General features: G+C 59.1%; 28 protein-coding genes. 13 read left to right on the top strand and 15 right to left on the bottom strand.

Annotated features, from left to right (window positions below):
- Positions 1 to 69 precede the first annotated feature (69 nt).
- Positions 70 to 798 carry a c-type cytochrome gene (locus ACR0E2_RS01585; protein WP_480444872.1) on the top strand — a complete coding sequence of 243 codons (729 nt, stop codon included), beginning with the start codon at positions 70 to 72 and terminating at the stop codon, positions 796 to 798.
- Here the strand turns inward: ACR0E2_RS01585 and ACR0E2_RS01580 are convergent.
- Positions 792 to 2,744 (bottom strand): 4Fe-4S binding protein, encoded by a 1,953-nt coding sequence (locus tag ACR0E2_RS01580; RefSeq protein WP_480444871.1) that lies wholly within the window; start codon positions 2,742 to 2,744, stop codon positions 792 to 794. The two genes, ACR0E2_RS01585 and ACR0E2_RS01580, sit on opposite strands and share 7 nt — an antisense overlap.
- A 263-nt stretch (positions 2,745 to 3,007) precedes the next feature.
- Between ACR0E2_RS01580 and ACR0E2_RS01575 the strand changes: the two genes are divergently transcribed.
- The 11 genes from ACR0E2_RS01575 (at position 3,008) to ACR0E2_RS01525 (ending at position 12,594) form a co-directional block, all read left to right on the top strand.
- The gene (locus tag ACR0E2_RS01575) at positions 3,008 to 3,562 is read left to right on the top strand and encodes a DUF3305 domain-containing protein (protein ID WP_152457714.1); all 555 of its coding nucleotides are present in this window, start codon (positions 3,008 to 3,010) and stop codon (positions 3,560 to 3,562) included.
- Positions 3,559 to 4,140, top strand: a complete 582-nt coding sequence (locus ACR0E2_RS01570) for a DUF3306 domain-containing protein (RefSeq protein ID WP_480444870.1) — start codon at positions 3,559 to 3,561, stop codon at positions 4,138 to 4,140. Before ACR0E2_RS01575 ends, ACR0E2_RS01570 begins: the two co-directional genes overlap by 4 nt.
- Before the next feature lie 4 nt (positions 4,141 to 4,144).
- On the top strand, positions 4,145 to 4,756 hold the full coding sequence (locus tag ACR0E2_RS01565) for a TorD/DmsD family molecular chaperone (RefSeq protein WP_171231802.1): 612 nt from the start codon (positions 4,145 to 4,147) through the stop codon (positions 4,754 to 4,756).
- Positions 4,757 to 4,813: 57 nt separating this feature from the next.
- Entirely contained in the window at positions 4,814 to 5,002 is a 189-nt protein-coding gene (locus ACR0E2_RS01560; RefSeq protein WP_171116379.1) for a ubiquinol-cytochrome c reductase iron-sulfur subunit N-terminal domain-containing protein, read from the top strand.
- A 130-nt stretch (positions 5,003 to 5,132) separates the two neighbouring features.
- Positions 5,133 to 8,027, top strand: coding sequence for a formate dehydrogenase subunit alpha (locus ACR0E2_RS01555; protein ID WP_152457710.1), 2,895 nt, complete (start codon positions 5,133 to 5,135; stop codon positions 8,025 to 8,027).
- A 12-nt stretch (positions 8,028 to 8,039) separates the two neighbouring features.
- Positions 8,040 to 8,633, top strand: coding sequence for a formate dehydrogenase FDH3 subunit beta (fdh3B, locus tag ACR0E2_RS01550; protein WP_010439472.1), 594 nt, complete (start codon positions 8,040 to 8,042; stop codon positions 8,631 to 8,633).
- Between the two features lie 111 nt (positions 8,634 to 8,744).
- Positions 8,745 to 9,095, top strand: coding sequence for a putative quinol monooxygenase (locus ACR0E2_RS01545; protein ID WP_480444868.1), 351 nt, complete (start codon positions 8,745 to 8,747; stop codon positions 9,093 to 9,095).
- A 27-nt stretch (positions 9,096 to 9,122) separates the two neighbouring features.
- Complete coding sequence (locus tag ACR0E2_RS01540; RefSeq protein ID WP_480444867.1) at positions 9,123 to 10,319, top strand: formate dehydrogenase subunit gamma; 1,197 nt, start codon at positions 9,123 to 9,125, stop codon at positions 10,317 to 10,319.
- A complete protein-coding gene (locus tag ACR0E2_RS01535; protein WP_480444865.1) occupies positions 10,320 to 11,582 on the top strand; it encodes a c-type cytochrome in 1,263 nt (420 codons plus the stop codon).
- Positions 11,583 to 11,595: 13 nt separating this feature from the next.
- Complete coding sequence (locus tag ACR0E2_RS01530) at positions 11,596 to 11,721, top strand: hypothetical protein (RefSeq protein ID WP_256367747.1); 126 nt, start codon at positions 11,596 to 11,598, stop codon at positions 11,719 to 11,721.
- A complete protein-coding gene (locus ACR0E2_RS01525; protein WP_480444864.1) occupies positions 11,722 to 12,594 on the top strand; it encodes a substrate-binding domain-containing protein in 873 nt (290 codons plus the stop codon).
- A 49-nt stretch (positions 12,595 to 12,643) separates the two neighbouring features.
- On the opposite strand, the gene ACR0E2_RS01520 is transcribed toward ACR0E2_RS01525, so the two are convergent.
- The 11 genes from ACR0E2_RS01520 to ACR0E2_RS01470 all read right to left on the bottom strand — a co-directional run bounded on the left by ACR0E2_RS01520 (position 12,644) and on the right by ACR0E2_RS01470 (position 22,299).
- On the bottom strand, positions 12,644 to 13,459 hold the full coding sequence (locus ACR0E2_RS01520; protein WP_480444863.1) for an ABC transporter substrate-binding protein: 816 nt from the start codon (positions 13,457 to 13,459) through the stop codon (positions 12,644 to 12,646).
- A gap of 22 nt (positions 13,460 to 13,481) precedes the next feature.
- Positions 13,482 to 14,216: an ATP-binding cassette domain-containing protein gene (locus tag ACR0E2_RS01515; RefSeq protein ID WP_480444861.1), complete on the bottom strand. Its 735-nt coding sequence runs from the start codon at positions 14,214 to 14,216 to the stop codon at positions 13,482 to 13,484.
- Positions 14,209 to 14,922 (bottom strand): ABC transporter permease, encoded by a 714-nt coding sequence (locus tag ACR0E2_RS01510; protein WP_152457703.1) that lies wholly within the window; start codon positions 14,920 to 14,922, stop codon positions 14,209 to 14,211. Before ACR0E2_RS01510 ends, ACR0E2_RS01515 begins: the two co-directional genes overlap by 8 nt.
- A gap of 157 nt (positions 14,923 to 15,079) precedes the next feature.
- Positions 15,080 to 16,069, bottom strand: a complete 990-nt coding sequence (locus ACR0E2_RS01505) for an ABC transporter substrate-binding protein (protein WP_152457702.1) — start codon at positions 16,067 to 16,069, stop codon at positions 15,080 to 15,082.
- Positions 16,070 to 16,128: 59 nt separating this feature from the next.
- Positions 16,129 to 16,974, bottom strand: coding sequence for an ABC transporter permease (locus ACR0E2_RS01500; RefSeq protein WP_480444860.1), 846 nt, complete (start codon positions 16,972 to 16,974; stop codon positions 16,129 to 16,131).
- Complete coding sequence (locus tag ACR0E2_RS01495; protein WP_480444858.1) at positions 16,971 to 17,888, bottom strand: ABC transporter permease; 918 nt, start codon at positions 17,886 to 17,888, stop codon at positions 16,971 to 16,973. The genes ACR0E2_RS01500 and ACR0E2_RS01495 overlap by 4 nt, the downstream gene beginning before the upstream one ends.
- Positions 17,885 to 18,328 carry a GNAT family N-acetyltransferase gene (locus ACR0E2_RS01490; protein ID WP_245217983.1) on the bottom strand — a complete coding sequence of 148 codons (444 nt, stop codon included), beginning with the start codon at positions 18,326 to 18,328 and terminating at the stop codon, positions 17,885 to 17,887. Before ACR0E2_RS01490 ends, ACR0E2_RS01495 begins: the two co-directional genes overlap by 4 nt.
- Positions 18,318 to 19,106 carry an ABC transporter ATP-binding protein gene (locus ACR0E2_RS01485; protein ID WP_480444857.1) on the bottom strand — a complete coding sequence of 263 codons (789 nt, stop codon included), beginning with the start codon at positions 19,104 to 19,106 and terminating at the stop codon, positions 18,318 to 18,320. Before ACR0E2_RS01485 ends, ACR0E2_RS01490 begins: the two co-directional genes overlap by 11 nt.
- A complete protein-coding gene (locus tag ACR0E2_RS01480; protein WP_480444855.1) occupies positions 19,103 to 19,501 on the bottom strand; it encodes a hypothetical protein in 399 nt (132 codons plus the stop codon). The genes ACR0E2_RS01485 and ACR0E2_RS01480 overlap by 4 nt, the downstream gene beginning before the upstream one ends.
- On the bottom strand, positions 19,502 to 20,956 hold the full coding sequence (gene hydA / locus ACR0E2_RS01475) for a dihydropyrimidinase (RefSeq protein WP_480444853.1): 1,455 nt from the start codon (positions 20,954 to 20,956) through the stop codon (positions 19,502 to 19,504).
- A gap of 92 nt (positions 20,957 to 21,048) precedes the next feature.
- On the bottom strand, positions 21,049 to 22,299 hold the full coding sequence (locus tag ACR0E2_RS01470) for a Zn-dependent hydrolase (RefSeq protein ID WP_152457697.1): 1,251 nt from the start codon (positions 22,297 to 22,299) through the stop codon (positions 21,049 to 21,051).
- A 172-nt stretch (positions 22,300 to 22,471) separates the two neighbouring features.
- Between ACR0E2_RS01470 and ACR0E2_RS01465 the strand changes: the two genes are divergently transcribed.
- Positions 22,472 to 23,080 carry a TetR family transcriptional regulator C-terminal domain-containing protein gene (locus tag ACR0E2_RS01465; RefSeq protein ID WP_171633089.1) on the top strand — a complete coding sequence of 203 codons (609 nt, stop codon included), beginning with the start codon at positions 22,472 to 22,474 and terminating at the stop codon, positions 23,078 to 23,080.
- 47 nt (positions 23,081 to 23,127) lie between these two features.
- Here ACR0E2_RS01465 and preA read toward each other — a convergent pair whose 3' ends face one another.
- From preA to ACR0E2_RS01450, 3 genes are read right to left on the bottom strand one after another with little or no spacing between them, the layout of a single operon-like run.
- Complete coding sequence (preA, locus tag ACR0E2_RS01460) at positions 23,128 to 24,432, bottom strand: NAD-dependent dihydropyrimidine dehydrogenase subunit PreA (protein ID WP_171228556.1); 1,305 nt, start codon at positions 24,430 to 24,432, stop codon at positions 23,128 to 23,130.
- 18 nt (positions 24,433 to 24,450) lie between these two features.
- Positions 24,451 to 25,287, bottom strand: a complete 837-nt coding sequence (locus ACR0E2_RS01455; RefSeq protein WP_480444851.1) for a methyltransferase domain-containing protein — start codon at positions 25,285 to 25,287, stop codon at positions 24,451 to 24,453.
- Between the two features lie 46 nt (positions 25,288 to 25,333).
- On the bottom strand, positions 25,334 to 26,668 hold the full coding sequence (locus ACR0E2_RS01450) for an NAD(P)-dependent oxidoreductase (protein WP_480444849.1): 1,335 nt from the start codon (positions 26,666 to 26,668) through the stop codon (positions 25,334 to 25,336).
- Positions 26,669 to 26,782: the final 114 nt, after the last annotated feature.

Raw genomic sequence — 26,782 nt, 5'->3', positions numbered from 1 at the left:
CTCATTGCACGTGTCTCCGTCTTTGTCTGTACATTTGACGCATCCCGCCCCGCGAAGTTACGTTGAGCCATGCGCTTTGTCCTCTTGTGCCTGAGCCTGACGCTCTCTGCCACCCCCTCTTGGTCACAAGAGGCGATTGGCCTTGCGGCCCCGGCAGAGGTTAAAGACTCCGGCTTGTTGCAACATATCCTTCCTCGCTTCTCTCTCAAGACCGGGATCCGTGTTATTGCAGACGACGCCGGGGTCATGGTGCTGGAAACCGCGCCGCCCGGTGATCCTGTTTTTGCCCGCAACGACGTGATCTATCACCTGCGTATCGAAGACAACGACCGCCAGTCCCGTTTTCTTGAATGGCTGAAGTCGGATATCGGCAAGCGCACGGTGGAAAGCTTTGCTCCGGCAGACGGTGGGCCCTACTCTGCCAATTTTGATATTGCCGTGGTTGAGTCCGGTGACATCGTCGAGGGCGACACCCAACTTGGCGAGGAACTTTCGATGACCCATTGCGGACGCTGTCATGTCATCGGGCCAAGGAACCGCATGAATGGCCTGGGGTCGACCCCCTCTTTCGCCGTTCTGCGCGCAATGCCCGACTGGTCGCAGCGATTCGAAGCGTTTTTCGCCCTGAACCCCCACCCCGCATTCACACAGATCGACGGTCTGACACCGCCTTTCGATCCCGAACGCCCGTCTCCTATTCACCCGGTTGAGATGACATTGGACGATCTTGACGCGATCCTGGCGTTCGTATCGCGCATCGACGCTGCGGATCTGGGTGCACCTCTGAAACTTCAGTGATCCTTTCTGTCTGAATAGTAATCCTCGGTCGTGACGACCCGAGGCTTGGGCTTTGACTGGAAAGGATTGTCTTGCTGTTGGAACTGCACGTTCACCCGGCAATTGTCACACATCTGGATCATCCGCGCCTGATCCGACGTCGCGAACATCGGATGCGTGCCCGACAGCTTCTCCATGATCCGCTCAACCGTGGACTTCACGCCGAACAATGCCCCGCATTCCACGCAGGCAAAAGGTTCTTCTTCGTTCAGAACCTGCTGTGACAGGGCCGCATCGCTGAGATCAAGTTGTGGAACAAGCGTGATCGCATCCTCGGGGCATATGGTCTTGCACATCCCGCATTGCAGACAGGCATCTTGCTGGAAGTTCAATTGCGGCTTGTCCGGATTGTCGATCAACGCACCGGATGGGCACAGCGACACACAGCTGAGGCACAGGGTGCAGCTGGCGGTATTCACTGCAACCGCCCCGTAAGGCGCGTTTTCGGGCAGCGGCAAAGGCGATTCAGCCTGCGGGTTCAGCGCCTGGGCTGCCAGCCGCGCAATTTGCCGGCGATTGCCCATAGGCAGGACCGGGTCGGACAAAGGCCGGGGCACCGCTTGTCCGTACAGCAGATCGGACATCGCATCGGGGTCTGCTTCGTCAATCAGGCCTATGCCGTCGGGGCCTGCAATGGCATGTGCAAATTCAAGCTCCCGGTTCAGCGCCTTGCGTTCGGTCGTCGGTGCCAACAGCACATCCACCCGCGCGAACCCATGCGCCAGAGCAGCCAGCATCTCGGCATGGCCAAAGCCAGATATCACGTTCAATTCCAATGGAATCACATCCGAAGGTAATCCACGCCCGAAACGCGCCGCCAATCGGATCATTTCGGACCCGTGGGCGTCATGGACAAGCAGCCGAGGCGCGGTGCCGCCGGCCCGTCGATAGGTGCGAGCCAGAATATGCATCCGCGACAACAGCGCCGAAACAGGTGGGTCTTCATAGGTTATGGCCGTTGAAGGGCACAGCGCGGCGCAAGCACCACAGCCTGCACATACCATCGGGTCAATCGCCACATGCTCGCCCGCCGGGGAAATCGCACCGGTTGGGCAGATATCCAAACAGTTGGTACAGCCCACCTGCTCGGCCCGGGAATGGGCACACAGGGTTTCTTCCACCCGCACATAAAGTGGCTTTTCGAATGTCCCCACCAATTGCGCGGCTTCAAAAGCCAGACGTTCCACGGAAACCGCATCCCTGGGATCAGCCCGCAGATAGCCTTCGCGCTTGTCCGGGGCCTGAACAAAGGGCGTTTCTCCTGCCAGATCGATGACAATGTCACACGAAGAAAGCGCACCGTCCTTTGGATCGGTCCAAGCAAACGCGCCGCGCCCACCGGGCACGACCTGCTGAAGCGCGTCCAGACGCAACGAAAACCCACCAAGCGCACCGGAAACCGAACGAAGCTGCCCCCGCACCACGTCATAGGCGCGCGAGAGAGGCTCTGACAAATCGGTCGTCATGACGGTCACTGCCAACGACTCCGCCAGACGCTCTGCCAGATCAAAGGCCACCGCACCGGGTCCGATGATGAAACAGGTGCCTTCACTGAAGACATCCACGCTGGGTGTGACCGGTTGCGCCAGAACGGCCTCGGCCGCCAAAGCGGCCATCTTGGGGGTCGCATCCGCACCTTGGTCTGACCACCCGGCCCGATCGCGCAGATCGACAAATCCGGGCACGTCGATATTCAGGTCTTCGGCCAGTGACCGGAAAACGTCATGCTCTTGCGCACAAGCGATGACGGTATCACCTTCTTTCATCAAGGCGGCGGCGGACTGCAACTCATCGGTACAAAGCGCGGTATGCAACTTGGAACAGGCAACGCCGCAGGCGCTTTCGATCTTGTCCGGATCGATTGCCTGTGTTCCGGCGCAATCACATAGCAGTAGTTTCGTGGCCATATCCTCTCCTCGGGCAACCGCCCCGGTTCCATGCACACTAGGCTGTACCCCCGGGAAAGCAACTTCAACCCCTTGCCGCGTTTCCTGCATAGGGTTGAATTTCGGCAATAAATGCCAGGAAACACAAGCATTCACAGGACCTGCTCACGCAGTTGCTACCCTGGACTACGACCAAAGTCGTAGAGCTTAGGCTTGGCACACAGCCAGTTTGTGTACCATAGTGGACTTGGAAAGGCAGGGGAGAGCCTTTCGGGGAGGAGCCAGTGGCCAAGGCCGCAAGCCAGACTGAAATGCCGGTTGGCGTCATCGTGCGCAAGACACCCGGGGTCACACGGTGGGCCCGGTGGAACTGGCGCGCTGTGGCCCTTTTACCCGGCGCGGGGCCGGCCGACTGGCAGGAACTGCGCCGCGAAGGCGATGCTGTCGAGTATCACGCGGCCACCTTGCCCCTGACGCTCTGGGCAGATGAAACCGAAGCCTACATGGTTAACTTGTCGGATGGGCAGCCTTCGCTGTACCTTGTGCTGCGGGACGAACTGAAAGGCGAAACTCCCCTGAATGCAGTTCTGATCACCGCCTCTCCGTTCGAGGGGCAGGATTACGCGGATACCGGTGAAGAAATTGTCGAGAAGATCCCGATGACTGAAGGGCTGATTGCCTGGGTTCGCGATTTTACTTTGAAACATCATCAGCACGAAGTTTTCGTCAAGCGCCGCCGCGACAAGAAGCGGACAGATCTGGTTGAAGACGGTAAGGGTGATGCTCGTATCCGGCAGACGTCGGACGTGTATCGCGCCCCGAGAAAGGCGCTGCAATGAACCGGCCCGATGATTTCTGGTCTCGCCGAAAGGCCGCCGTTCACGCCGAAGCCGAGGCCGAGGCACTGGCCCTTGAAGAACAGGCGATCGCAGAACGGCAAGCGGAGCTGGAAGAAAAGGATGACGCCGAGATCCTCGCCGAGTTCAACCTTCCCGACCCAGAGACCCTGCAACCCGGCGACGATGTTTCGGGCTTCATGGCCAAGGCCGTGCCCGATCGCCTGCGCCGACGTGCCTTGCGCCGGCTGTGGCGGCTGAACCCGGTTCTGGCCAATGTCGACGGGCTGGTTGATTACGGCGAAGACTACACCGATGCGGCCTGCGTGATCGAAAACATGCAAACCGCCTATCAGGTTGGAAAGGGCATGCTGGCACATATCGAAGCACTGGCGGCCGACGCGGAAGAGGCCAAAGACGATGCTGCTGAAAGCGAAGCCGATACGCGCGCTGAACCCGAGGCCGAGCCGTTCGAACCCGATACCGGGCCCGAGCCGGTTTCCGTCGCCCGCGCGGACGAGCCGGAAGAAATCGACCTTCCCCCGGCGCCACGTCGAATGACATTTGAATTTGAAGGATGACCGAATGACCGCAAGTGACGCGCACACTCTGGACGTTTCAGCCGAGGATCGCCTGCGCGCGGATTTCTACAACTTTCTGGGCTTGCTGCTGGCCGGTCCACCCGACCAGATGCTGCTGGATCAAATGGCGGGCCTCAGCGGTGATGACACTGATCTTGGTCAGGCCATCCAGGCCATGGCGCGGGTTGCAAAGGTCACCAAGCCCGCCGCCGCTGAACGGGAATTCAATGCATTGTTCATCGGTTTGGGTCGGGGCGAATTGCTTCCCTATGCCAGCTTCTACCTCACGGGTTTTCTGAACGAGAAACCCCTTGCGCAGCTCCGCAATGACATGGCGGTGCGTGGGATCACACGTGCCCAGAACGTGTTCGAGCCCGAGGACAACATCGCCTCATTGATGGAGATGATGGCAGGCATGATCGTTGGGCGTTTTGGAAGCCCGGCATCCCTTGAAGATCAGAAAGCATTCTGGAGCAAACATATCGGCCCATGGGCCGCACATTTCTATTCGGATTTGGAAGCTGCTGAAAACTCGGTTCTCTATGCATCCGTCGGCACCGCCGGTCGGGTATTCATGGAGATCGAGCGCGAAGCGTTCCGGATGACAGCGGGGTAGCCCGCACATCGCCGGTGCCCTGTGGGCACCAAACCGCAATTGGGACAGGAGGAGCCCATGAGCAAGACCAAGGAAGAAGGCGCCACACGCCGCGACTTCCTCAAACTGGCCGGAACCGCAGCGCCTGCTGCTGTTGCCGCCGCCAGCCTGACCGGGAAAGCCGAAGCGGCCGAAGCGCCGACAGACGATACCCGCATCCAGGATACCGCGCATACACGCGCCTACATCGAGAGCACGCGCTTTTGAGCCACGATGAAAGCACCCGGTTCTAGATCGGACGTTTTCACACCCGACTGACGGTTGCGATTGGCCCTGACGTCGGCATCAGCAGTACCAAGCCAGCCATGGCTGACATGGCGAGCAAGGGAGGAAACAAATGCTTCGGAAAAAGACCAACGGGGTTGCGAGACGCCCCCAGCGGACAAGTATCCTGTCCCAGGTCGGCGAGAAAACCGTCGATCGCCGCGCATTCCTGCGTGGCTCGGGCCTGACGATCGGCGGCCTTGCCGCGATCAGCGCCACGGGTGGAACCGTGACGCCAGCCAGCGCCCAGACCGCAGCCAACACGGCTGTCGAGAACATCAAATCCGTCTGCACGCATTGTTCGGTCGGTTGCACGGTGGTTGCCGAAGTTCAGAACGGCGTCTGGATCGGGCAGGAGCCCGGCTGGGACAGCCCGTTCAACCTGGGCGCCCATTGCGCCAAGGGTGCCGCCGTTCGCGAGCACGCCCATGGCGAGCGCCGCCTGAAATATCCGATGAAAAAGGAAGGCGGAGAGTGGAAGCGCATCAGCTGGGAAGAGGCGATCAATGAGATCGGCGACGGCATGATGAGCATCCGCGAAGAATCCGGGCCTGACAGCGTGTACTGGCTGGGTTCCGCCAAGCACAACAACGAACAGGCCTATCTGTTCCGCAAGTTCGCCGCCTACTGGGGCACGAACAACGTGGACCATCAGGCCCGGATCTGCCACTCAACCACGGTTGCGGGCGTTGCGAATACATGGGGCTACGGCGCCATGACCAACAGCTACAACGACATGCACAACAGCAAGGCGATCTTCATCATCGGCGGCAACCCGGCCGAGGCGCATCCCGTGTCGCTGCTGCATATTCTGCGCGCAAAAGAGCAGAACAACGCCCCGCTGATCGTCTGCGATCCGCGCTTTACGCGTACCGCGGCGCATGCGGATGAATATGTCCGTTTCCGCCCCGGCACGGACGTGGCGCTGATCTGGGGTATCCTGTGGCACATCTTCGACAACGGTTGGGAAGACAAGGAATTCATCCGCACCCGTGTCTGGGGCATGGATCAGATCCGCGAGGAAGTTGCCAAGTGGAACCCGGATGAGGTGGAACGTGTCACCGGCACTCCGGGGTCGCAGTTGAAGCGGGTTGCCCGCACGATGGCCAACAACCGTCCCGGAACGGTTGTCTGGTGCATGGGCGGGACGCAGCATACCAACGGCAACAACAACACCCGCGCGTACTGCGTACTTCAGCTTGCACTGGGCAACATGGGAACCTCGGGTGGTGGCACCAACATCTTCCGCGGTCATGACAATGTTCAGGGCGCAACGGACCTTGGTGTTCTTTCCCATACCCTGCCCGGCTATTATGGCCTGTCCGCAGGCGCATGGGGTCACTGGGCCCGCGTCTGGGGCGAAGAACCTGAATGGCTGGCCGGTCAATTCGCCACGATCAAGGACAAGGACGGCAAGGACAAACCGCTGCAGAACGAGCGCGGCATTCCTGTTTCTCGCTGGATTGACGGTGTTCTGGAAGACCCGGCCAACATGGATCAGGACAACAATGTCCGCGCCATGGTTCTGTGGGGCCACGCGCCCAACTCGCAGACCCGGATGACGGAAATGAAGACGGCGATGGAAAAGCTGGACATGCTGGTCGTGATCGACCCGTATCCCACCGTTTCCGCCGTTTTGCATGACCGTACCGATGGCGTCTACCTGTTGCCCGCCTGTACGCAGTTCGAAACCCGTGGCTCGGTCACGGCTTCGAACCGGTCGTTGCAGTGGCGCGACAAGGTGGTCGATCCGCTGTTCGAAAGCCTGCCGGACGAGGTCATCATGGCCAAATTCGCCAACAAATTCGGCTGGGCGGACCGGTTCTTCCGCAATATCGAGATGGAAGACCCCGAAACCCCGAATGTTGAAAGCATCACGCGTGAGTTCAACTCGGGCCTCTGGACCATCGGCTATACCGGTCAGTCGCCGGAACGTCTGAAAAGCCATATGGCCAACCAGCACACGTTCGACAGAACCACGCTGCAAGCCATTGGTGGACCAAACGACGGCGAATATTACGGTCTACCGTGGCCCTGTTGGGGCACACCGGAAATGGGCCATACGGGGACACCAAACCTCTATGACATGTCCAAACCGGTGGCTGAAGGCGGCCTGACCTTCCGCGCCCGTTTCGGCGTGGAACGCGACGGCGACAACCTGCTGGCCGAAGGGGTCTATAGCGTTGGATCGGAAATTCAGGATGGATACCCTGAGTTTACGATGCAGATGCTGATGGATCTTGGCTGGGACGGTGATCTGACGGCCGAGGAACGCGCGGCCATCGACGCCGTGGCCGGACCAAAGACCAACTGGAAAACCGACCTGTCCGGCGGCATCCAGCGGGTCGCGATCGCACATGGCTGTGCGCCCTTCGGGAACGCCAAGGCCCGCGCGGTTGTCTGGACCTTCCCGGATCCGATCCCACTGCATCGCGAGCCGCTCTATACCAATCGGCGCGATCTGGTGGCGGATTATCCCACCTACGAGGACCGTCAGGCCTATCGCCTGCCCACCCTTTATGCTTCGATCCAGAAGAACGACTTTTCAAAGGATTACCCGATAATCCTTACGTCTGGTCGTCTGGTCGAATATGAAGGCGGCGGTGACGAAACCAGGTCGAATCCGTGGTTGGCCGAGCTTCAGCAGGACATGTTCGTCGAGATCAACCCGCGTGATGCCAACAACCTTGGCATTCGGGACGGATCACAGGTCTGGGTCGAAGGCCCCGAGGGCGGCAAGGTCAAGGTGATGGCGATGCTGACCAACAGGGTCGGTGCCGGCGTGGCCTTCATGCCGTTCCACTTCGGCGGCCATTTCCAGGGCGAGGACCTGAGGGAGAAATACCCCAAAGGTGCAGACCCCTATGTGCTGGGTGAAAGTACCAACACCGCCCAGACCTATGGCTATGATTCAGTGACCCAGATGCAGGAGACCAAGGCGACTCTCTGCAAGATCTGGGCAGCGTAAGGAGGACGATAAATGGCTAGAGCAAAGTTTCTCTGCGACGCTGAACGCTGCATCGAGTGCAACGCCTGCGTAACCGCGTGTAAGAACGAACACGAGGTGCCGTGGGGCATCAACCGCCGCAGGGTGGTGACGATCAATGACGGCAACCCGGGCGAACGCTCGATCTCGGTCGCCTGTATGCATTGTTCGGATGCGCCTTGCATGGCGGTGTGCCCGGTCGACTGCTTCTATCAGAACGAAGAAGGGGTCGTGCTGCACTCCAAGGACCTGTGCATTGGCTGCGGCTATTGCTTCTATGCGTGCCCCTTCGGCGCGCCGCAATATCCGCAGGCGGGTAACTTCGGATCGCGCGGCAAGATGGACAAATGTACCTTCTGCGCCGGCGGCCCCGAGGAAACGCACTCGACCGCAGAGTTCGCCAAATACGGTCGCAACCGGATCGCCGAGGGCAAGCTGCCCATCTGCGCCGAAATGTGTTCCACCAAGGCCCTGCTGGCCGGTGACGGCGACGTGGTTTCCGCAGTTTACCGTGAACGCGTCGTGGCGCGCGGTTTCGGCTCGGGCGCCTGGGGCTGGGGCACGGCCTACGACCAGAAAGACGGCTGAAATCCGGCTTTTGACAAAACAGCCTCCCGCCATTTGCGGGGGGCTTTTCAGGTGATGTGATCGGGGATCCGTTTCCTGCAACGTCACAGCAAACGTATTTGAGAGGCATGCATGACCAATGATGTTTACTGGCTGCTGAAGCTTGACCTCAATCTGGATAAAAAGGATGAGTTCGAAGCGCTTATGGCGGAAATGGTCGCGGCCACGCTGCAAGAAACCGGCGCCATAAGCTATGAATGGCACATGACCGGTTCGGCTGTTCATATCTACGAACGCTATGCCAGTTCCGAAGATGCCATGATACATATGCAAAATTTTGGTGCTAACTTCGCTGAACGGTTTCTGGCCCTTCTGACGCCAGTGGGGTTGGACGTGTATGGTCCGGCCAAGGATGATCTTCGCGAAGCGCTCACGCCAGTCGGCGCCGTTTTTCACCAGCAAATCGGTGGATTTGACCGCTGATATGAAAATGCACAGGAGGATATCCCTATGCGTCTGTTTCAGTTTCTGCTCGTTTCGATTTTTCTGACCGGAGCCGCATGGGCGCAAGAGACCTCTGAACCCACGGCGGATGAGCGCACCTCGACCGGCGGAGCGACAACGCTGGAAGATATTCTTGCCCGGCAGCGTGGTGAAACCGTCGACAACAGCTATCGTTCCGAGAACACGGGTCAGGGCAATGCCGAGGGGTTGCTGGGGCAGCTTGGCACGCGGGGTGTGGCCTCGGACAGTGACGTGTATCGCGCTTTGCGCTATGGCTCGGCTGATGTGACGGTGTCTTCTCATGGTCCGGCAGACAGCGTGCTGATACAGGATGGCGGCATGTGGTGGCTGACCTTCCGCACCGGACCGCTGCGCGAATACGGCACCTATATCATTGCCGGGATGCTGGGCATCATCCTGTTGTTTTTCCTGATCCGAGGCAAAATTCGCATCGACGGTGAAAAAACCGGCCGCACGGTCACACGTTTCAACGGGTTCGAGCGGTTCGGCCATTGGCTGTTTGCCGGGTCGTTCCTGATCCTTGGCGTCACGGGCCTGCTGACGCTTTATGGGCGCGACTTCCTGATCCCGGTTTTCGGGAAAGAGGGCTTTGCGGCCCTCGCACAGGGCTGCAAGTGGTTGCACAACAATCTGGCCTGGGCCTTCATGCTGGGCCTGATCATCGTCACGGTAAACTGGATTGCCCATAACATCCCCAACCGCGTCGATCTGAAATGGCTGGCCGCAGGTGGCGGGTTGTTCACCAAGAACAGCCACCCGCCGGCAAAGAAGTTCAACGCCGGTCAAAAGATCATATTCTGGGCCTGCATCCTGCTGGGCGTCTCCATCAGCCTGTCAGGCCTGTCGCTGTTGTTCCCGTTCGAGATGCCCTTGTTTGCCAAAACCTTCCAGATCGCCAATTCGACCGGTATTCCGCAAATGATGGGCCTGAACCTGCCGGAGCAGATGTCGCCGCAGGAAGAAATGCAATATGCTCAGGTCTGGCACGTGATGGTTGCTTATGTGTTCATTGCGATCATCGTGGCGCATATCTATCTCGGCTCTGTCGGAATGGAGGGCGCCTTTGACGCCATGGGCACCGGCGAGGTCGAAGAACAATGGGCCCGTGAACACCACTCTTTGTGGCTGGAAGAAGTTCAGGAAAAAGAGGCAGGCAAAACCGCCGCCTCGCCTGCTGAATAGATGCGAGGGCTGGTTCTGGCCCTGGCGCTGATCCCTCTGCCCGCCTCGGCCGAATTCTTCACGCTCAAGGGACATGGCGGCCCAATCATGGGGATCGCCACAGCCCCGGACGGGCGTATCGCAACAGCCAGTTTCGACAATTCCGTCGGACTGTGGGCTGATCGGACCCCCGAATGGCTGGAAGGTCACGAAGCCGCCGTGAACGCCGTTGCCTTCAATGGCACGGCCATCTACTCGGCCGGAGATGACTTCACCCTGCGCAAGTGGCCCGGTGGCGACGTGGTTGGGCGACATCAGGGCAAGATCGTGGGTCTGGCAGCGTCCAAGACCCACGTCGCAACCGCCAGTTGGGACGGAACGATTGGGCTTTGGCCCGTGAACGGAGCCGCGCCCACAACTCTCGGGCCAACCGGAAGCGGTGTGAACGCCGTGGTGTTTTCTTCTGACGGCACACGGCTTTATTCCGCAGGCATGGATGGGTCGCTGCGCATTTGGGACATCTCGAACGGGCAAGAGATCAACCGGCTCATCGAACACGGGTTCGGCATCAACGAACTGGTCCTGAATGAACAGGACGACTGGATCGCTTACGGTGCCGTTGACGGAGTGACCCGAATTCTGGACCTTTCCACCGGTGAAGAACGCGATTTCACTCTGGATCGTCGCCCGATCCTTGCCATGGCGCTCAGTCCGGATAGTCGGTTTCTGGCCGTGGGCGACGGCGAAGGCTATATTATGGTCATCGATACCTCGGACTGGCGCATCGCACAGGACTTTCGTGCAACGTTGCGAGGACCAGTCTGGGCCCTGGCCTTTTCGGTCGATGGTGAAAACATCCATGCTGGCGGGATCGACGAGGCCATGTACAGTTGGCCGGTCACCGCCTCGTCCGACCGGCAACAGATGGCTTCTGCCGAGCCGAGTTTTCTGCAAAACCCCGACGAGATGGACAATGGTGAGCGTCAGTTCGCGCGGAAATGTTCGATCTGTCACAGCCTCACCCCCAACAGTCAGCGCCGCGCAGGCCCCTCCTTGCACGGGGTTTTCGGCAGACGCGCGGGCACGTTACCGGGATATTTGTACTCGGATACGCTGCAAGGCTCTGATATCATTTGGAATGACGAAACAATAAATGCTCTTTTCGACGAAGGGCCTGACCATTACATTCCGGGGTCCAAGATGCCGATGCAGCGAATTACACAAGCTCAGGATCGTCAGGATCTTATTGCTTTTCTGCGCCGCGCAACGGGTGCCCGGAACTGAACAGGAGGAGACCATGAAAGCCTTTCTTGCCGCGGTCGCCGCAATGGTCGTCATTGCAGTGGCAGCCCCTGTCGTGCTGGATCGGATCGGGTTCACCGCCGCCGATGCCACGTCCGGCTCTGCCGTGCGCCTCGACTGAATGTCACAATACCTGACCACCCGCGAACTGGCCGATCTGCTGCGCATCGGCGAGCGCAAGGCCTATGATCTTGCCTCCTCGGGCGAGGTGCCCTGTGTTCGCGCCATGGGCAAACTGCTGTTCCCGCGCGCCGAAATCATTGCCTGGCTCAACGCGTCGCGATCCGGTCCGCAGGTGGCCGAACCGCCTCTGCCTCCGATTGTAGCAGGCAGCCATGATCCTCTGTTGGACTGGGCGCTGCGTGAAAGCGGATCGGGGCTTGCCACCTATTACGACGGCTCCTTTGACGGGCTGACACGGCTGAGCGAACGCAGCGCACAAGCGGCTGTATTGCACATCCACGAAGACGGAGGGTTCAACGAAAAATCCCTGCGGGACGCCTTGGGCGAAGGGCCGGTGGTGTTGTATGAAATCGCCCGGCGCCAGCGCGGGCTGCTTCTTGCCCCGGGCATATCGGATATCAAAACGTTCAAGGATCTCAAATCGCGCCGCGTGATCATGCGTCAGGACAGTGCGGCCAGCCAACACCTGTTCGACAGCCAGCTGGAAGCCCATGGCATGAGCCGAGACGATCTGGACGCGACCCCCGGCTGCGCACGCACGGAAGAGGAACTGGCCATCGCCCTTCACGGCGAAAAGGCCGAGGCCGGCTTTGGGCTGGGGGCTTTGGCAGGGCTTTACAACCTGGGTTTCGTCCCCACCCATTCCGAGAGGCTGGATCTGGCGATTTGGCGCAGGTCATATTTTGATCCGCCAATGCAGAAACTGATAACGCTGCTGCGCTCGGATCAATTTGCGCAAAGGGCCCGTGAATTCGGTGGCTACGACCTGTCGGGCCTGGGCACGATCCACCACAACGGTGCCAGCGGTTGAGCCCTCATCCGCCTTTTACCTTGTCAGGATGCGCCCGCCGCAGGCCGGCTTAGTCGGCGTTCGGAAAGAACACCTGCTGCCCGTCCAGCCTGAACGACGCAATCGCCTCCTGCCCGTCCGGCCCCGTCAGCCAGTCGATGAAACGCTGGCCGGCCGTCGCCCGCACATGCGCGTGCTTGTCAGGGTTTACAAGAATCACGCCGTATTGATTGAACAGGCGCGGATCCCCTTCGACCAATACCTCAAGATTTCCGCGGTTCCCAAAAGACAGCCACGTGGCCCGATCCGTCAGCGTATAGGCATCCATTCCACTGGCCACGTTCAGCGTCGCCCCCATACCAGATCCGGTCTCGCGATACCACGTACCCGAAGCTTCGGTAGGGTCCAGCCCGGCCGCGGACCAATAGCCCAGTTCAGCCTTGTGTGTTCCGCTGTCGTCACCGCGTGATGCAAACGGCGCTTCGGCCTCGGCGATTTTCGACAGCGCGGCCAACACATCGGTGCCGCCGCGAATTCCGGCAGGGTCAGACTTGGGGCCGACCAGAACGAAATCATTGTACATCAGATCCTTCCGCTCTACGCCCCAACCGTCAGCAACAAATTTCTCCTCGGCCGGTTTGGAGTGAACCAAAAGAACATCCCCGTCCCCGTTGATGGCGTTGCGAATGGCCTGACCGGTTCCAACCGCCACGACACGAACATCGATACCTGAATCGGCTTCGAACCACGGAAGGATGTATTCCAACAGTCCCGAGTTCTGTGTGGACGTGGTCGACTGCACCACAATAAACGGCTCTTCCGCCGAAACCGCGCTGGTCAACAGGCCCAAAGCCACCGCCGCTGCCCGAATTGCTTTTCGGAACATCACTCTCTCCGCTTTCTCAGTTTCAAGTAACCAATCCGCCCGCCAAATAGCGGCGCGACGCATCGCTTTCGGGTGAATCCAAAACCTGTTTTGCCACACCATGTTCCACGACATGCCCGCCCTGCATCATGACCATGTCCGAGGCCAAACGACGTGCCTGACCGATATCATGCGTCACCATTACGATCCGCACGGCCCGAGCCGATGCCCGCAATATCATTCGTTCGATCATCTGGGTCGCGCTTGGATCCAAGGCGCTGGTGGGCTCGTCCAGAAACAAGGTCTCGGGGTCCAGCGCCAGCGCACGGAGAATCGCCAATCGCTGCGCTTCTCCCCCGGACAATGACCGCGCGGGTTGTCTGGCCTTGCCGTCCAGCCCGCCTTCGGCCAGCAATTCGGCGATACGGGCCTTACGGGCCCTTCGCCCCATGCCTTGACGCTTGAGAACGAAGTCAAGGTTTGCCGCAACTGATCGACGCAGCAGAACCGGTTTCTGAAACACCATCGCCTGGCGGGCTTTCTGTGCCGCGCCCAGCGGTTTTCCACCTTGCACGACCTGCCCCCGATCCGGCGTGATCAAACCGTGCAGGCAGCGCAGCAACAGGCTTTTGCCTGCACCGTTGGGGCCAAGAATCAAGGTTGGCCCCGGCCCATCCAGAACCAATGACGAGACGTCCAACAACGCCTTGCCGTTACTTCGGATTTGCAGGTTCTCGACTTTCAGGCAATTCACCGCGTCGCAGAACAGGTCACGCATGACGTACCCCTTCCCGTTCGGCCCGCAGGCTGACCGCGCTGACCATCGCGTTCACGGCCACCGCGATCCCAATCAGGATTGCCCCCAGCGCCAGAGCCAGCGCCAGATTTCCCTTCGACGTCTCCAACGCGATCGTCGTCGTCATCACGCGCGTCACATGATTGATGTTGCCGCCCACGATGATCACCGCGCCGACCTCGGCAATGGCGCGCCCAAACCCCGCAAGCAAGGCCGTCACCAGTGCCAGCCGCGCATCCCAGAGAAGCACGGGAACCGATGCCAGCCGCGACACGCCCAGTGATCGCAGCTGTTCAGAATATTCCTCGGCCAGCATTTCGACCACCTGCCTGGTCAATGCCGCGATAATGGGAGTGACCAACACGACCTGCGCAATGATCATGGCCGTCGGGGTATACAAAAGCTCTAGCACACCCAACGGGCCGGAACGGGACAGCATCAGATAGACCAGCAGCCCCACGACCACGGGCGGGAACCCCATCAGGGCATTCATCAGAACGATCAGCATCCGCCGCCCCGGAAACCTGGCCACAGCCAGGGCGGCACCGACGGGCATGCCGATCAGGGCAGAAATCAGAACCGCAAACACGGATACTTTCAGGGACAACAGCACAATCGCCCACAGCTCTGAGTCTCCCTCAAAGATCAGCGCGATTGCAGAACTGAATTCTGATGCAAATCCCTGCATTTCTTCCCATTGACTTCACATTTCGTATGAAATGCGTTCGTTTACAGGTAAATACTACTCTGATTTCAGGTCGAGTACAGACACATATCCGGCATTTAGAATGAAAAACGCGGCCCCGCTTGGGACCGCGCTTCAATTCCCTAAGGAAAGGCTGAGATCAATTCAGTGCAGCATCGGTGATCTGATGTGTCCAGGCCCCTTCGGGCTTTTTGGTAATAACCGGATCAGACCCGCCTGCCAGCAATGTGTTGACGGTGCGGTCGAAATCAGCCGGGTCCAGCGCGCCGTTCGACCCTGCGGTCAACTTGGCGATCTCACCCATCATACGCTTTTGGTGCTCTTCCGTCTGGGCACCGGTTGCATCGTTTTCCAGAACGATTTCCGCCGCTTCGTCCGGGTTCTCCTCGGCATATTTCCATCCCTTCATCGACGCGCGAACAAACCGCTCCATCTTGTCGGCGAAAGCCGCGTCGCTCAGGTTCTCTTCCAGCACATAGAGACCGTCTTCCAGCGTTGCCACGCCCTGGTCTTCGTATTTGAAGGTCACCAGCTCATCCGGGCTGACACCGGCATCGATGACCTGCCAGTATTCATTGTAGGTCATGGTGCTGATGCAATCCGCCTGACGCTGAAGCAACGGGTCGACGTTGAAGCCCTGCTTCAGAACTTCCACTCCGTTTTCGCTTTTGCCATCGGTGCTGATGCCCAACTGGCTCATCCAGCTCATGAAGGGAAACTCGTTGCCAAAGAACCAGACACCCAGCGTGCGGTTCTTGAGGTCTTCGGGCGACGAGATCCCGGCGTCTTTCCAGCAGGTCAGCATCATGCCCGAGCTTTTGAACGGTTGCGCGATGTTCACCAGCGGCAGCCCTTTTTCACGGGCAGCCAGCGCGGCAGGCATCCATTCGACGGTCACATCGGCGCCACCGCCTGCAATCACTTGCGTCGGAGCGATGTCAGGCCCGCCGGGCAGAATGGTGACGTCCAGCCCCTCTTCTTCGTAAAAGCCCTTGTCCTTGGCAACATAATAGCCCGCGAACTGTGCTTGCGTGACCCATTTCAGTTGCAATGTCACCTCATCCGCCGCCAGCGCCGCACTGGCTGCCAGGCTAAAGGCGGCAACCGCCCCGCTGAGTAGCTTGTTCATCTTCATTTCTCCTAGTTGCTTGTTGTGCCCCAATTTCGGGGTCTGTTGATTTCTTTGTCTTATCCGCGCTGTGACGGGTGCCAGAAGGTCACCACTTTTTCGATCCCCGCAACCAGCCCATAAAAGGCCGTGCCGGCCAGTGCCGCAACAACGATTTCGGCCCAGACCATGTCCAGCGACAATTGCCCGACACTGGTAGAGATCCGGAACCCCATACCAAGTGTCGGTGAACCGAAGAACTCGGCCACGATAGCGCCGATCAGAGCCAAAGTGGTGGAAATCTTCAACCCGTTGAAAATGAAAGGCATCGCTGCGGGCAAACGCAGTTTCATGAAGCTCTGCCAATAGGTTGCGGCATAGGTCTCCATCAGATCGCGCTGCATCGAGGTGGCTTCCCGCAGGCCCGCCACGGTGTTGACGAGCATCGGAAAGAACACCATCACAACCACCACCGCCGCCTTGGAGTGCCAGTCGAACCCAAACCACATCACCAGAATGGGGGCGGTTCCGACAATCGGCAGGGCGGCCACGAAATTGCCGACCGGCAACAGGCCCAGGCGCAGGAAATCCCAGCGATCCACCGCAATCGCCATCAGAAAGGCAGCGATGCACCCGATGACATAGCCGCTAAACGCGCCCTTAATGATGGTCTGCACAAAGTCAGCCCACAGGATCGGAAGGCTGTCCGCAAACCGTACCGCAATCACCGACGGCGCTGGCAGGATAACAAGCGGAACCTCTAGCCCGCGCACCAGAAGCTCCCAGATCCCGATGACCGTCAGGCCAAAGATCAGCGGGGCCAGAAACCGCACCATTCGGGTGTCGACATAAGGCCCGCTGGCCAACCGGCTATTCAACCACCAGCCCAAAAGCCAAAGCAGGACAGCACACAAAACCAGTATCATTGCGCCATCCCCATCCGTTTCAATACGGCCCGTTCAATCAGCCCCAGCAACCCGACCAGGCACGCCGCCAGAATGGCAGCCGCGAACAGAGCCGACCAGATCTGTACCGTCTGACCGTAATAGCTGCCGGCAAGCAACCGCGCGCCCAGACCGGCAACAGCCCCTGTCGGAAGCTCACCAACAATGGCGCCGACCAGCGACGCGGCGATCCCGATTTTCAGCGAGGTGAATAGATACGGCATGGATGCCGGCAGGCGCAATTTCCAAAAGCCCTGAGACCGGCTGGCGTTATACGTCCGCAACAAGTCCAGCTGCATCGCATCGGGGCTGCGCAGGCCCTTGACCATGCCGACGACAACCGGAAAGAAACTCAGATAAGCCGATATGATCGCCTTGGGAATGATGCCCTGGATACCAACGGAATACAGCACCACAATGATCATCGGCGCCAGCGCGATGATCGGAATGGTTTGACTGACAATGGCCCATGGCATGACCGACAGATCCATCACGCGGCTATGCACGATACCCACGGCCAGAAGGATCCCTAGGCCGGTGCCAATCGCAAACCCAAGCATCGTCGCGCTGAGCGTGACCCAGCCATGATAGATCAGCGACCGTTTCGAAGTGATCTTTTTCTGGACCGTCGTTTCCCACATTTCCACGGCGACCTGATGCGGGGCCGGCAAACGAGGCCTGTCCTGTTCCCACGTGGCCGGGATGGCGAATGTGTTGTTCAAAACAAGACCAACCTCGGACATGTCCCGCCGGTCCTTGGCGGATGGCGGCTGCACGACGGCCCCCGCGCGTTCCTGTTCGGTCAACACGCCCTTTATGTTCATCGGAATACAGGCCACGTACCAGAACAGAACAATTGCGGCGATGACGGTGAATACGGCGGTGACCTGCTTCATGCACGCCACTCCATCCGATAGACGGGCACGGTATCCGGCGGCACAGGGGGTTCCTCGGCCGTCACTTCAAACCCTTCACGGCGATAAAAACGTTGCGCCGCCGTATTGGGCCGGTGCGTCGTCAGCCAGAGAAAATTTCGGCCCTCTTTTGCTTTGTCGACAAGGCGCTTGCCGATACCCTGCCCCGTCCGGCTGCAATACAGCGCGCCGATTTTATTCTGTGCCGGGTCCACTGACATGTAGCAATCGACCGGATCACCTGCGACCCACATTTCGCGGCTGTCGAATGCGTCACTGATCAGCTTTGCCAGCTCGTCGACAGGAAGTTCGTCGGGCATCCAGTCCGTTTGCGTGGCCCAGTCATGAACAACCCTGGCGCAGGCAGGCACATCGTCTGGCGCCGCGCGCCGGATCTTATCCGCATTCAGCTCAGCCGTCATTGGAATGCCCACCCCGCAAACCTTCGCGCACGCGATGCGCGACCTCGATGAATTCCGGGGTGTCGCGAATGTCCAGCGGCCGTTCCTTGGGCAGCGGGCTGTCAATCACATCGGCGATCCGCCCGGGCCGTGGGCTCATCACCACGATCTTTGTGCTCAGATAAACCGCCTCGGGTATCGAATGGGTGACGAAGCCGATCGTCTTGCCGGTTCGCGCCCACAGCGCCAGAAGCTGTTCGTTCAGGTGATCGCGCACGATCTCGTCCAGCGCGCCGAAAGGCTCGTCCATCAAAAGGATATCGGCGTCGAAGGCCAGCGCCCGGGCGATGCTGGCCCGTTGCTGCATCCCACCCGACAGCTGCCAGGGGAACTTTCCACCAAATCCTTCAAGATCAACAAGTTCTAGAACGTTCTTTACACGTTCTTCCTGCTCCTGCGCCGAGTATCCCATGATCTCGAGCGGCAGTTTGATGTTCTTAGCGATGGTCCGCCACGGGTACAGGCCCGCCGCCTGGAACACATAGCCATAGGCCCGGTTCCGGCGAGCCTCGTCCGGGGTCATGCCGTTGACGGTCAGCGTGCCGCCCGTAGGCGTTTCCAGCGCAGCGACACAGCGCAGAAAGGTCGTCTTGCCGCAGCCCGAAGGGCCGATGAAACTGACGAATTCGCCCTTGTCGATCGCCAGATTCACGTCCTTGAGGGCGTGCACGGGTCCGTCATTGGTTTGGAAGGTCAGGTCGAGGTTCTTTGCCTCAATTACCGGCGCGCTCGTTATCATTCTTTATTAGTCCCCAATCTTTCGACCCAAAGCCAAACCAACCCAGCAATCGCTCCTGCAACGCTAAACAGCAGTAGGTCATGCAAATCGACCACCAAAGGTCGTCCTGTCATGTTTTCGGTGCTGACCAAAAGGTACACCGCCACACCCGTCAATGCGCCAAAAACCGCAGCTGTTTTCGGATGAAAAAGGTGAAAGATCACCGCAGTCAACCGCAGTGCAAACGCTGGCAGGACCGTGAAGATGAGACCGAACAGCCAATACAACGGCACGAGAGACATGACTGCCCGCCAACCCATGCCGTTTTCTGTCTGTGATTCGATCAAGAGAAGCAGCAACACCGTCCCCACGAAGACCGCAACCAGATACCCCAATACAGCGCGGAAAAACGGCACTCACACCCCCGTCGCCGGGATGCCCGACCGCTCTACCGGGCGCGGGGCGGTCAGCTGTTTCCAGGTGCTCAGCGCCTTGTTGACGGTGGTATTCGCCTCACGCGCGACAAAGTCTCCATGACCTTCCTGCGTCCGGATTTCACCGTCATGCACCGCCACCTGACCCCGCGTCAGGGTAAAGCGCGGCAGACCTTTGACCTCTTTGCCCTCGAACACATTGTAATCAATCGAAGATTGCTGCGACGCGGCGCTGATCGTTTTGCTTTTCTCAGGATCCCAAACAACAAGATCAGCATCCGCCCCGACCAGAACCGCACCCTTTTTAGGATAGCAATTCAATATCTTGGCAATGTTTGTTGAAGTAACAGCCACAAATTCATTCGGTGTCAGACGCCCAGTATTGACCCCATGTGTCCACAACATCGGCATCCGGTCTTCCAGCCCGCCGGTGCCGTTCGGGATCTTGGTGAAATCCCCGACGCCAAAGCGTTTCTGTTCGGTTGTAAAGGCGCAATGATCGGTTGCAACCACGCTCAGCGTTCCAGATTGCAGGCCATTCCACAGGCTTTCCTGATGCTGTTTGTTGCGGAACGGAGGACTCATGACCCGTCGCGCCGCGTGGTCCCAATCCTGATTGAAATATTCACTTTCGTCCAATGTCAGGTGCTGGATCAGGGGTTCTCCCCACACTCGCTTGCCCTGCATTTTTGCCCGGCGGATGGCTTCATGCGCCTCTTCGCACGAGGTGTGTACAACATAAAGCGGCACACCCGCCATATCCGCGATCATGATCGCCCGGTTGGTGGCTTCGCCTTCCACCTGCGGCGGGCGCGAATACGCATGTGCTTCGGGGCCGGTATTGCCTTCGGCAAGCAGCTTGGCACTCAACTCTGCCACCACATCCCCGTTCTCGGCATGTACCAGCGCGGTACCGCCAAGCTCGGCAAGACGCTTGAACGAGGCGAACAGCTCATCATCATTCACCATCAGCGCGCCCTTGTAGGCCATGAAATGCTTGAAGGTGTTGATGCCGCGCGTCTCGATCACGGTTTTGATGTCGTCGAACACCTGTTCCCCCCACCAGGTCACCGCCATATGGAACGAATAATCACAATTCGCCCGCGTCGACTTGTTGTCCCAACGTTTCAGCGCATCCAGCAGGCTTTCACCCGGATTGGGCAGTGCAAAATCGACAACCATGGTGGTGCCGCCGGCCAGGGCCGCCCGCGTCCCGCTTTCAAAGTCATCACTGGAATAGGTGCCCATGAACGGCATTTCGAGATGGGTATGAGGATCAATCCCGCCCGGCATCACAAAACAGCCGGTTGCGTCCAGTTCCTTGTCCCCCGTCAGGTTCATACCGATTTCGGTGATCACGCCGCCCTCGACCAATACATCCGCCTTGTAAGTCAAATCCGCGGTGACAACGGTTCCGTTTTTGATGACAGTACTCATTTTGAACTCCCTGATGCGGTCTGCGCCGCTTGCTTCATCTGGCCAAAAATATCCCGGGGGAGTCGCCCTCGGGGCGACGGGGGCAGCGCCCCCTATTCCACGATTTCGGCAGTCTCGACCACGGCATGCAGCAGAACATCCGCCCCGGCTGCGGCCCATTCCTTGCTGATTTCTTCGGCTTCATTGTGGCTCAGCCCGTCAACACAGGGGCACATGATCATCGCGGTCGGCGCAACCCGGTTGATCCAGCAGGCATCATGCCCCGCGCCCGAGATGATATCAGTGTGCGAATAGCCCAGCCGTTCGGCCGCGTTTCGCACGGCCGATACGCAAGCATCGTCAAATTTCACCGGATCGAACCCGCCGACTTTCTCGAATTCGATCTGAAGGCCCATCTCGTCAACGATGTCCTCGGCAGCCACCCGCAGGCGGTTTTCCATGTCGGTGATCACCTCCAGCTCGGGCGAGCGGAAATCGACCGTAAACACCACCTTGCCCGGGATCACATTGCGTGAGTTCGGGTAGACATCGATATGCCCCGCCGCGCCCACCGCATGCGGAGCATGTGACCATGCGATCTCGTCCACCTTCTCCAGGATCCGCGCCATGGCCAGCCCGGCATTCTTGCGCATCGGCATCGGTGTCGATCCGGTATGCGCGTCCTTGCCCGTTACCGTGATCTGCGTCCAGCTCAGCCCCTGACCATGGGTGACGACGCCGATATCCTTGCCCTCGGCTTCAAGGATCGGCCCCTGTTCGATATGCAGCTCAAAGAACGCATGCATCTTGCGGGCGCCCACCTCTTCATCACCACGCCAGCCGATCCGGTTCAGCTCATCCCCGAACTTTTTGCCCTCAGCATCTTCGCGGTTGTATGCCCAGTCTTGCGTATGCATCCCGGCAAATACGCCCGAGGACAGCATCGCCGGCGCGTAACGCGTGCCTTCTTCGTTTGTCCAGTTGGTGGCGACGATCGGATGTTTCGTCTTGATCCCCAGGTCGTTCAGCGTCCGGATCAGTTCCAGCCCTCCCAGGACACCTAGCACGCCGTCAAACTTACCGCCTGTCGGCTGCGTATCCAGATGCGATCCCACGTAAACCGGCAGCGCGTCCGGGTCGGTGCCTTCGCGGCGGGCAAACATGTTGCCCATCTGGTCAAGCCCCATGGTGCACCCTGCTTCCTCGCACCATTTCTGGAACAAGGCGCGGCCTTCCGCGTCCTCATCCGTCAAGGTCTGGCGATTGTTGCCACCAGCGACACCCGGGCCGATCTTGGCCATCTCCATCAGGCTGTCCCACAACCTGTCGCCATTGATCCTGAGATTCTGCGCCGGAGCTGCCATGTTCATCTTCCCTGTTTGCTGGCGAGTTGGCTCGCTTTTGATGTCTTGATTTGACCATATGGTCAAACTCACGCTATCACGGGTTCGGTATCAGTCAAGAATTTGCGCGGTTCAGCTGAAATTTTCAGTACGCCCCGCACCTGTTCGACGAAAAAAGAGACACGCTGAAAACATGCCAAAAGACCGCGCACCAACCCGTATTCAGAAAAAGAACCGCGCCGCGATTCTAGAGGCCGCTCTGAACGTGTTTTCAGCCCACGGGTTTCGCGGCGCAACCGTAGACCAGATCGCGGCAGAAGCAGGTCTGAGCAAGCCGAACCTGCTGTACTATTTCCCATCAAAAGAAGCGATCCATACTGAATTGCTGTCCGGCCTGCTGGATACCTGGCTGGCTCCGCTGCATGATCTGGACGCCAATGGCGATCCGATGGAGGAAATCCTGGCATACATTCGGCGCAAGTTGCAGATGAGTCAGGAGCTACCACGGGAAAGCCGCCTTTTTGCCAACGAGCTTGTACAGGGCGCGCCGCGTATTCACGATGCATTGTCCAATGATCTCAAGACACTGGTCGACGAAAAGGTCACGATCCTTACCGGCTGGATGGATCAGGGAAAAATCGCGCGGGTGCACCCCTACCACCTGGTGTTTTCGATCTGGGCCCTGACGCAGCACTATGCAGATTTCGATGTTCAGGTTCGTGCAATTCTGGGCAACGAAGATCCGTTCGAGGGCGCAGAAGCCTTTGTTGACACGTTGTACCGCAAACTTCTGAGCCCCTGAAAAAAGGGGCCGCAAAAACGGCCCCTTGACGATCTGTCGCAATCCCCTCATTCGGCCGCCTTGGCCATCGGGTTGTTCGGATGCGTCGTCCAGTTCGCATAGGTTGGCTGAACTTCTTTTCCGGTCCGGGGATCTACCTCGCCCGCTGCCATCGGCACCATATCGATGCAGCCTTCGATCGGACAAACATCGACGCAGAGGTTGCAGGCGACGCATTCGTCATCCATCACCTCAAACACGCGGTCCTCGGACATGGAAATCGCCTGGTGGCTGGTGTCTTCGCAGGCTGCATAACACCGGCCACACTTGATGCACTGATCCTGATCGATCTTCGCCTTGGCGACGTAGTTGAGGTTCAGATACTGCCAGTCGGTGACATTGGGCACCGCACGTCCGATCACTTCATCAATGCTGGAATAGCCTTTCTCATCCATCCATTCCGACAGCCCTGCCGTCAGTTCGTCGATGATCTTGAAACCATAGGTCATCGCAGCGGTGCACACCTGAACGTTGCCGCAACCCAGCGAGATGAACTCGGCCGCGTCACGCCAAGTGGTGACGCCGCCGATGCCGGAAATCGGCAGGCCTCGTGTCGCCTCGGCCCGCGCGATCTCGGACACCATCGACAATGCAATGGGCTTGACGGCGGGGCCGCAATACCCACCGTGGCTGCCTTTGCCGTCAATGGACGGTTCAGGGCTGAACGTGTCCAGATTGACGCTGGTGATCGAATTGATGGTGTTGATCAGCGACACCGCATCCGCGCCACCGTTTCTGGCTGCCGCAGCCGGTTTGCGGATGTCAGTGATGTTCGGCGTAAGCTTAACGATGACCGGACGGTCGTAATACTGTTTGCACCAGCGCGTGACCATCTCGATATATTCCGGAACCTGCCCCACGGCCGAGCCCATGCCGCGTTCGCTCATCCCATGAGGGCAGCCGAAGTTCAGCTCGATCCCGTCCGCACCGGTTTCTGCCACGCGTGGCAGAATGGCCTTCCATGCTTCTTCCTCGCACGGAACCATGATCGACGCGATCAAGGCGCGATCCGGGTAATCGGATTTGACCCGCGCCATTTCCTCGAGGTTCACCTCGAGAGGACGATCCGTGATCAGTTCGATATTGTTCAGGCCCAGCAAACGGCGGTCGGCCCCGTAGATTGCGCCATAGCGCGGGCCATTCACGTTTACGACCGGTGGTCCTTCGGCGCCAAGCGTTTTCCAGACAACGCCGCCCCACCCGGCTTCGAAGGCGCGGCGCACATTGTATTCCTTGTCCGTCGGCGGCGCAGAGGCCAGCCAGAACGGGTTGGGGCTGGAAATGCCCAGAAAGTTTGTCGTCAGATCGGCCATGGCTTCTCCCTTCCCGGCTCAGCCGGATTTTTTGAATATCATTTCGGTCGGGCGAATACGCCCGGCCTTGAGGTTTTTGACGTAGTTTTGGAACTTTTCGGGCGCCGTTTCCCCCATCATCAGGTGGATTCCCAGCGGCGCTGGTCCGGTCTCGGCTATCTTGGCAAACACATCTTCGAAGAACTGGATCGCAAACGCGGTGCGGTCTGTTTCGGCAACCAGCTCAAGACCAGCCGCGGCCGCGGCGTCTTTGTATACCTCTGGCGCGTGAACAAAGGAGGTTTCTGGAAAAGTGGACCAGGGAAGCGGAAAAGCCAGCGGCTCATCCACCTCTCCGCCCATGACGTCGAACAGGGCAAATGTGCCACCGGTGGCCAGTACGCGTGAAACTTCAGCGAACAGCCCCGCTTTGTCTTCGATATTCATGCCCACATGCATCATGACGGCAAGGTCGAACCCGGCATCCGGCACAGGCATGTCCAGAGCACTGCCAACGTGAAAGCTTGTCTTTTCGGAATGCCCGACCAGATCGCTGAGCGCAGTTGCGGTTTCCACGAACTCGGGCGTCAGGTCGACCCCTGTTACCGTTGAGTCATATTTGTCCACTATGTACCGGGATGTGCCTCCGATGCCGCATCCGATATCCAGAACGCGTGTCGCATGGGTCGGGGAAAGCTGCGCAAACAGGTTGTCGGTCGCAAGAACGCCGCCCGTATGGAATTCATCCCCCGCCTTCAGATCAGCGACCGTGGCCGCATCCGGGTCGATGCCGCTGGCCTCCAGCGCCGCGCGGACGCGTTCGGTCAGTGCACCGGTGGTATAGTGTTGAGCAACGGCTTGTTCGATCTGGGACATGGGAATACCTCAGCAGCGAAAGGAATGGGGTGAATACCCCACCCTATCACGAAACGAGCATCGCGTGGATGTCCATCGCCGCGTCCCGACCTTCGGCAACGGCCGTTACGGTCAGATCTTCGCCGCCCGCAGCGCAGTCACCACCAGCCCAGACACCAGCCAAGGAGGTTCGGCCAGCGCCGCTGATGGCGATCTTGTTGCCATCCAGCGTCAGGCCTTCGGGTGCGCCCTCCAAGGTCTGTCCGATGGCCTTGAGAACCTGATCGGCCGGCAAGCGGATCGTTTCTCCGGTTCCGATCAGCTGACCGTTCTGGCTGGATGTATATTCCAGCTCGATCTCGGTCGCGGCGCCATTGCCGTGGATGGCCACCGGCTGAACATTGGCCATGATCCGAACGCCATGCGACGCTGCCAGGTCCTGCTCGTACCGGCTGGCCCCCATGGCATCCCGGCCGCGGCGATAGGCAATCGTGACGTTTTCGGCGCCCAGAAGCTTGGATTTCACGGCGGCATCCACAGCTGTCATGCCCCCGCCGATGACAACCACATTCCGTCCAACGGGCAGATCGGCAAGGTCGCTGGCCTGCCGCACGTCCGATATGAAATCGACCGCGGCCCGCACACCGTCCTTGTCGACGCCGCCTGCACGCAAGGCGTTGACACCGGCAAGACCGATGGACAGAAACACTGCGTCGTAGTTTTCGACCAGCCCATCCAACGAGATGCTTTCGCCCAAAATCGAACCGGTCTCGATTGCAATCCCTCCGATTTTCAGCAGCCAGTCCACCTCGGCCTGTGCAAAATCGTTGGTCGATTTATAGGCCGCGATACCATATTCATTCAGGCCGCCGGGTTTGGGCTTGCTTTCGTGGATCACCACGTCATGGCCCAGCATCGCCAGCCGGTGGGCACAGGCCAGACCCGCAGGCCCGGCCCCCACAACGGCAACCGTCTTGCCGGTCGAAGGCGCACGTTCAAACGGATGCACACCCGAGGCCATGATTTCATCGGTGGCGAAACGTTGCAGGCGCCCGATCTCAACCGGTTTGCCTTCGGCGGCCTCGCGAACGCAGGCCTCTTCGCACAGCGTTTCGGTTGGACAGACCCGAGCGCACATTCCGCCCAGAATATTCTGTTCCAGAATCGTTCGCCCTGCTGATTGCGGTTGACCGGCTTGAATCTGGCGAATGAACAACGGGATATCGATATCCGTTGGACAGGCCGTCACGCATGGCGCGTCATAGCAGAAATAACAGCGATCTGCGGCTACTGCGGCCTCATGCTGGGCAAGCGGCGGATGCAGATCGGTGAAATTCGAGGTCAGCTCATCGCTTGAAAGCCGCCCGGCTACGATACCGGGTGCCATCTGGCCCTGTGCCATCACTCTACTCCCTGTAGATATGTTTGTTATGCTCTCAGCTTGCCACAAATAATTTTTTTATCAATTGGTAAAATTTGCCAAATGGTCAAAAAATGAAAAGCGCTGCAAAAACAA

This window comes from Ruegeria sp. A4 (assembly GCF_056543025.1).
This window is presented reverse-complemented; position numbering and strand designations above follow the sequence as displayed.

Coding starts and splice junctions, on each gene's coding strand:
- ACR0E2_RS01585 (WP_480444872.1), top strand. CDS start 70: ATGCGCTTTGTCCTCTTGTGCCTGAGCCTGACGCTCTCTGCCACCCCC.
- ACR0E2_RS01580 (WP_480444871.1), bottom strand. CDS start 2,744: ATGGCCACGAAACTACTGCTATGTGATTGCGCCGGAACACAGGCAATC.
- ACR0E2_RS01570 (WP_480444870.1), top strand. CDS start 3,559: ATGAACCGGCCCGATGATTTCTGGTCTCGCCGAAAGGCCGCCGTTCAC.
- ACR0E2_RS01565 (WP_171231802.1), top strand. CDS start 4,145: ATGACCGCAAGTGACGCGCACACTCTGGACGTTTCAGCCGAGGATCGC.
- ACR0E2_RS01560 (WP_171116379.1), top strand. CDS start 4,814: ATGAGCAAGACCAAGGAAGAAGGCGCCACACGCCGCGACTTCCTCAAA.
- ACR0E2_RS01555 (WP_152457710.1), top strand. CDS start 5,133: ATGCTTCGGAAAAAGACCAACGGGGTTGCGAGACGCCCCCAGCGGACA.
- fdh3B (WP_010439472.1), top strand. CDS start 8,040: ATGGCTAGAGCAAAGTTTCTCTGCGACGCTGAACGCTGCATCGAGTGC.
- ACR0E2_RS01545 (WP_480444868.1), top strand. CDS start 8,745: ATGACCAATGATGTTTACTGGCTGCTGAAGCTTGACCTCAATCTGGAT.
- ACR0E2_RS01540 (WP_480444867.1), top strand. CDS start 9,123: ATGCGTCTGTTTCAGTTTCTGCTCGTTTCGATTTTTCTGACCGGAGCC.
- ACR0E2_RS01535 (WP_480444865.1), top strand. CDS start 10,320: ATGCGAGGGCTGGTTCTGGCCCTGGCGCTGATCCCTCTGCCCGCCTCG.
- ACR0E2_RS01530 (WP_256367747.1), top strand. CDS start 11,596: ATGAAAGCCTTTCTTGCCGCGGTCGCCGCAATGGTCGTCATTGCAGTG.
- ACR0E2_RS01525 (WP_480444864.1), top strand. CDS start 11,722: ATGTCACAATACCTGACCACCCGCGAACTGGCCGATCTGCTGCGCATC.
- ACR0E2_RS01520 (WP_480444863.1), bottom strand. CDS start 13,459: ATGTTCCGAAAAGCAATTCGGGCAGCGGCGGTGGCTTTGGGCCTGTTG.
- ACR0E2_RS01515 (WP_480444861.1), bottom strand. CDS start 14,216: ATGCGTGACCTGTTCTGCGACGCGGTGAATTGCCTGAAAGTCGAGAAC.
- ACR0E2_RS01510 (WP_152457703.1), bottom strand. CDS start 14,922: ATGCAGGGATTTGCATCAGAATTCAGTTCTGCAATCGCGCTGATCTTT.
- ACR0E2_RS01505 (WP_152457702.1), bottom strand. CDS start 16,069: ATGAACAAGCTACTCAGCGGGGCGGTTGCCGCCTTTAGCCTGGCAGCC.
- ACR0E2_RS01500 (WP_480444860.1), bottom strand. CDS start 16,974: ATGATACTGGTTTTGTGTGCTGTCCTGCTTTGGCTTTTGGGCTGGTGG.
- ACR0E2_RS01495 (WP_480444858.1), bottom strand. CDS start 17,888: ATGAAGCAGGTCACCGCCGTATTCACCGTCATCGCCGCAATTGTTCTG.
- ACR0E2_RS01490 (WP_245217983.1), bottom strand. CDS start 18,328: ATGACGGCTGAGCTGAATGCGGATAAGATCCGGCGCGCGGCGCCAGAC.
- ACR0E2_RS01485 (WP_480444857.1), bottom strand. CDS start 19,106: ATGATAACGAGCGCGCCGGTAATTGAGGCAAAGAACCTCGACCTGACC.
- hydA (WP_480444853.1), bottom strand. CDS start 20,956: ATGAGTACTGTCATCAAAAACGGAACCGTTGTCACCGCGGATTTGACT.
- ACR0E2_RS01470 (WP_152457697.1), bottom strand. CDS start 22,299: ATGGCAGCTCCGGCGCAGAATCTCAGGATCAATGGCGACAGGTTGTGG.
- ACR0E2_RS01465 (WP_171633089.1), top strand. CDS start 22,472: ATGCCAAAAGACCGCGCACCAACCCGTATTCAGAAAAAGAACCGCGCC.
- preA (WP_171228556.1), bottom strand. CDS start 24,432: ATGGCCGATCTGACGACAAACTTTCTGGGCATTTCCAGCCCCAACCCG.
- ACR0E2_RS01455 (WP_480444851.1), bottom strand. CDS start 25,287: ATGTCCCAGATCGAACAAGCCGTTGCTCAACACTATACCACCGGTGCA.
- ACR0E2_RS01450 (WP_480444849.1), bottom strand. CDS start 26,668: ATGGCACAGGGCCAGATGGCACCCGGTATCGTAGCCGGGCGGCTTTCA.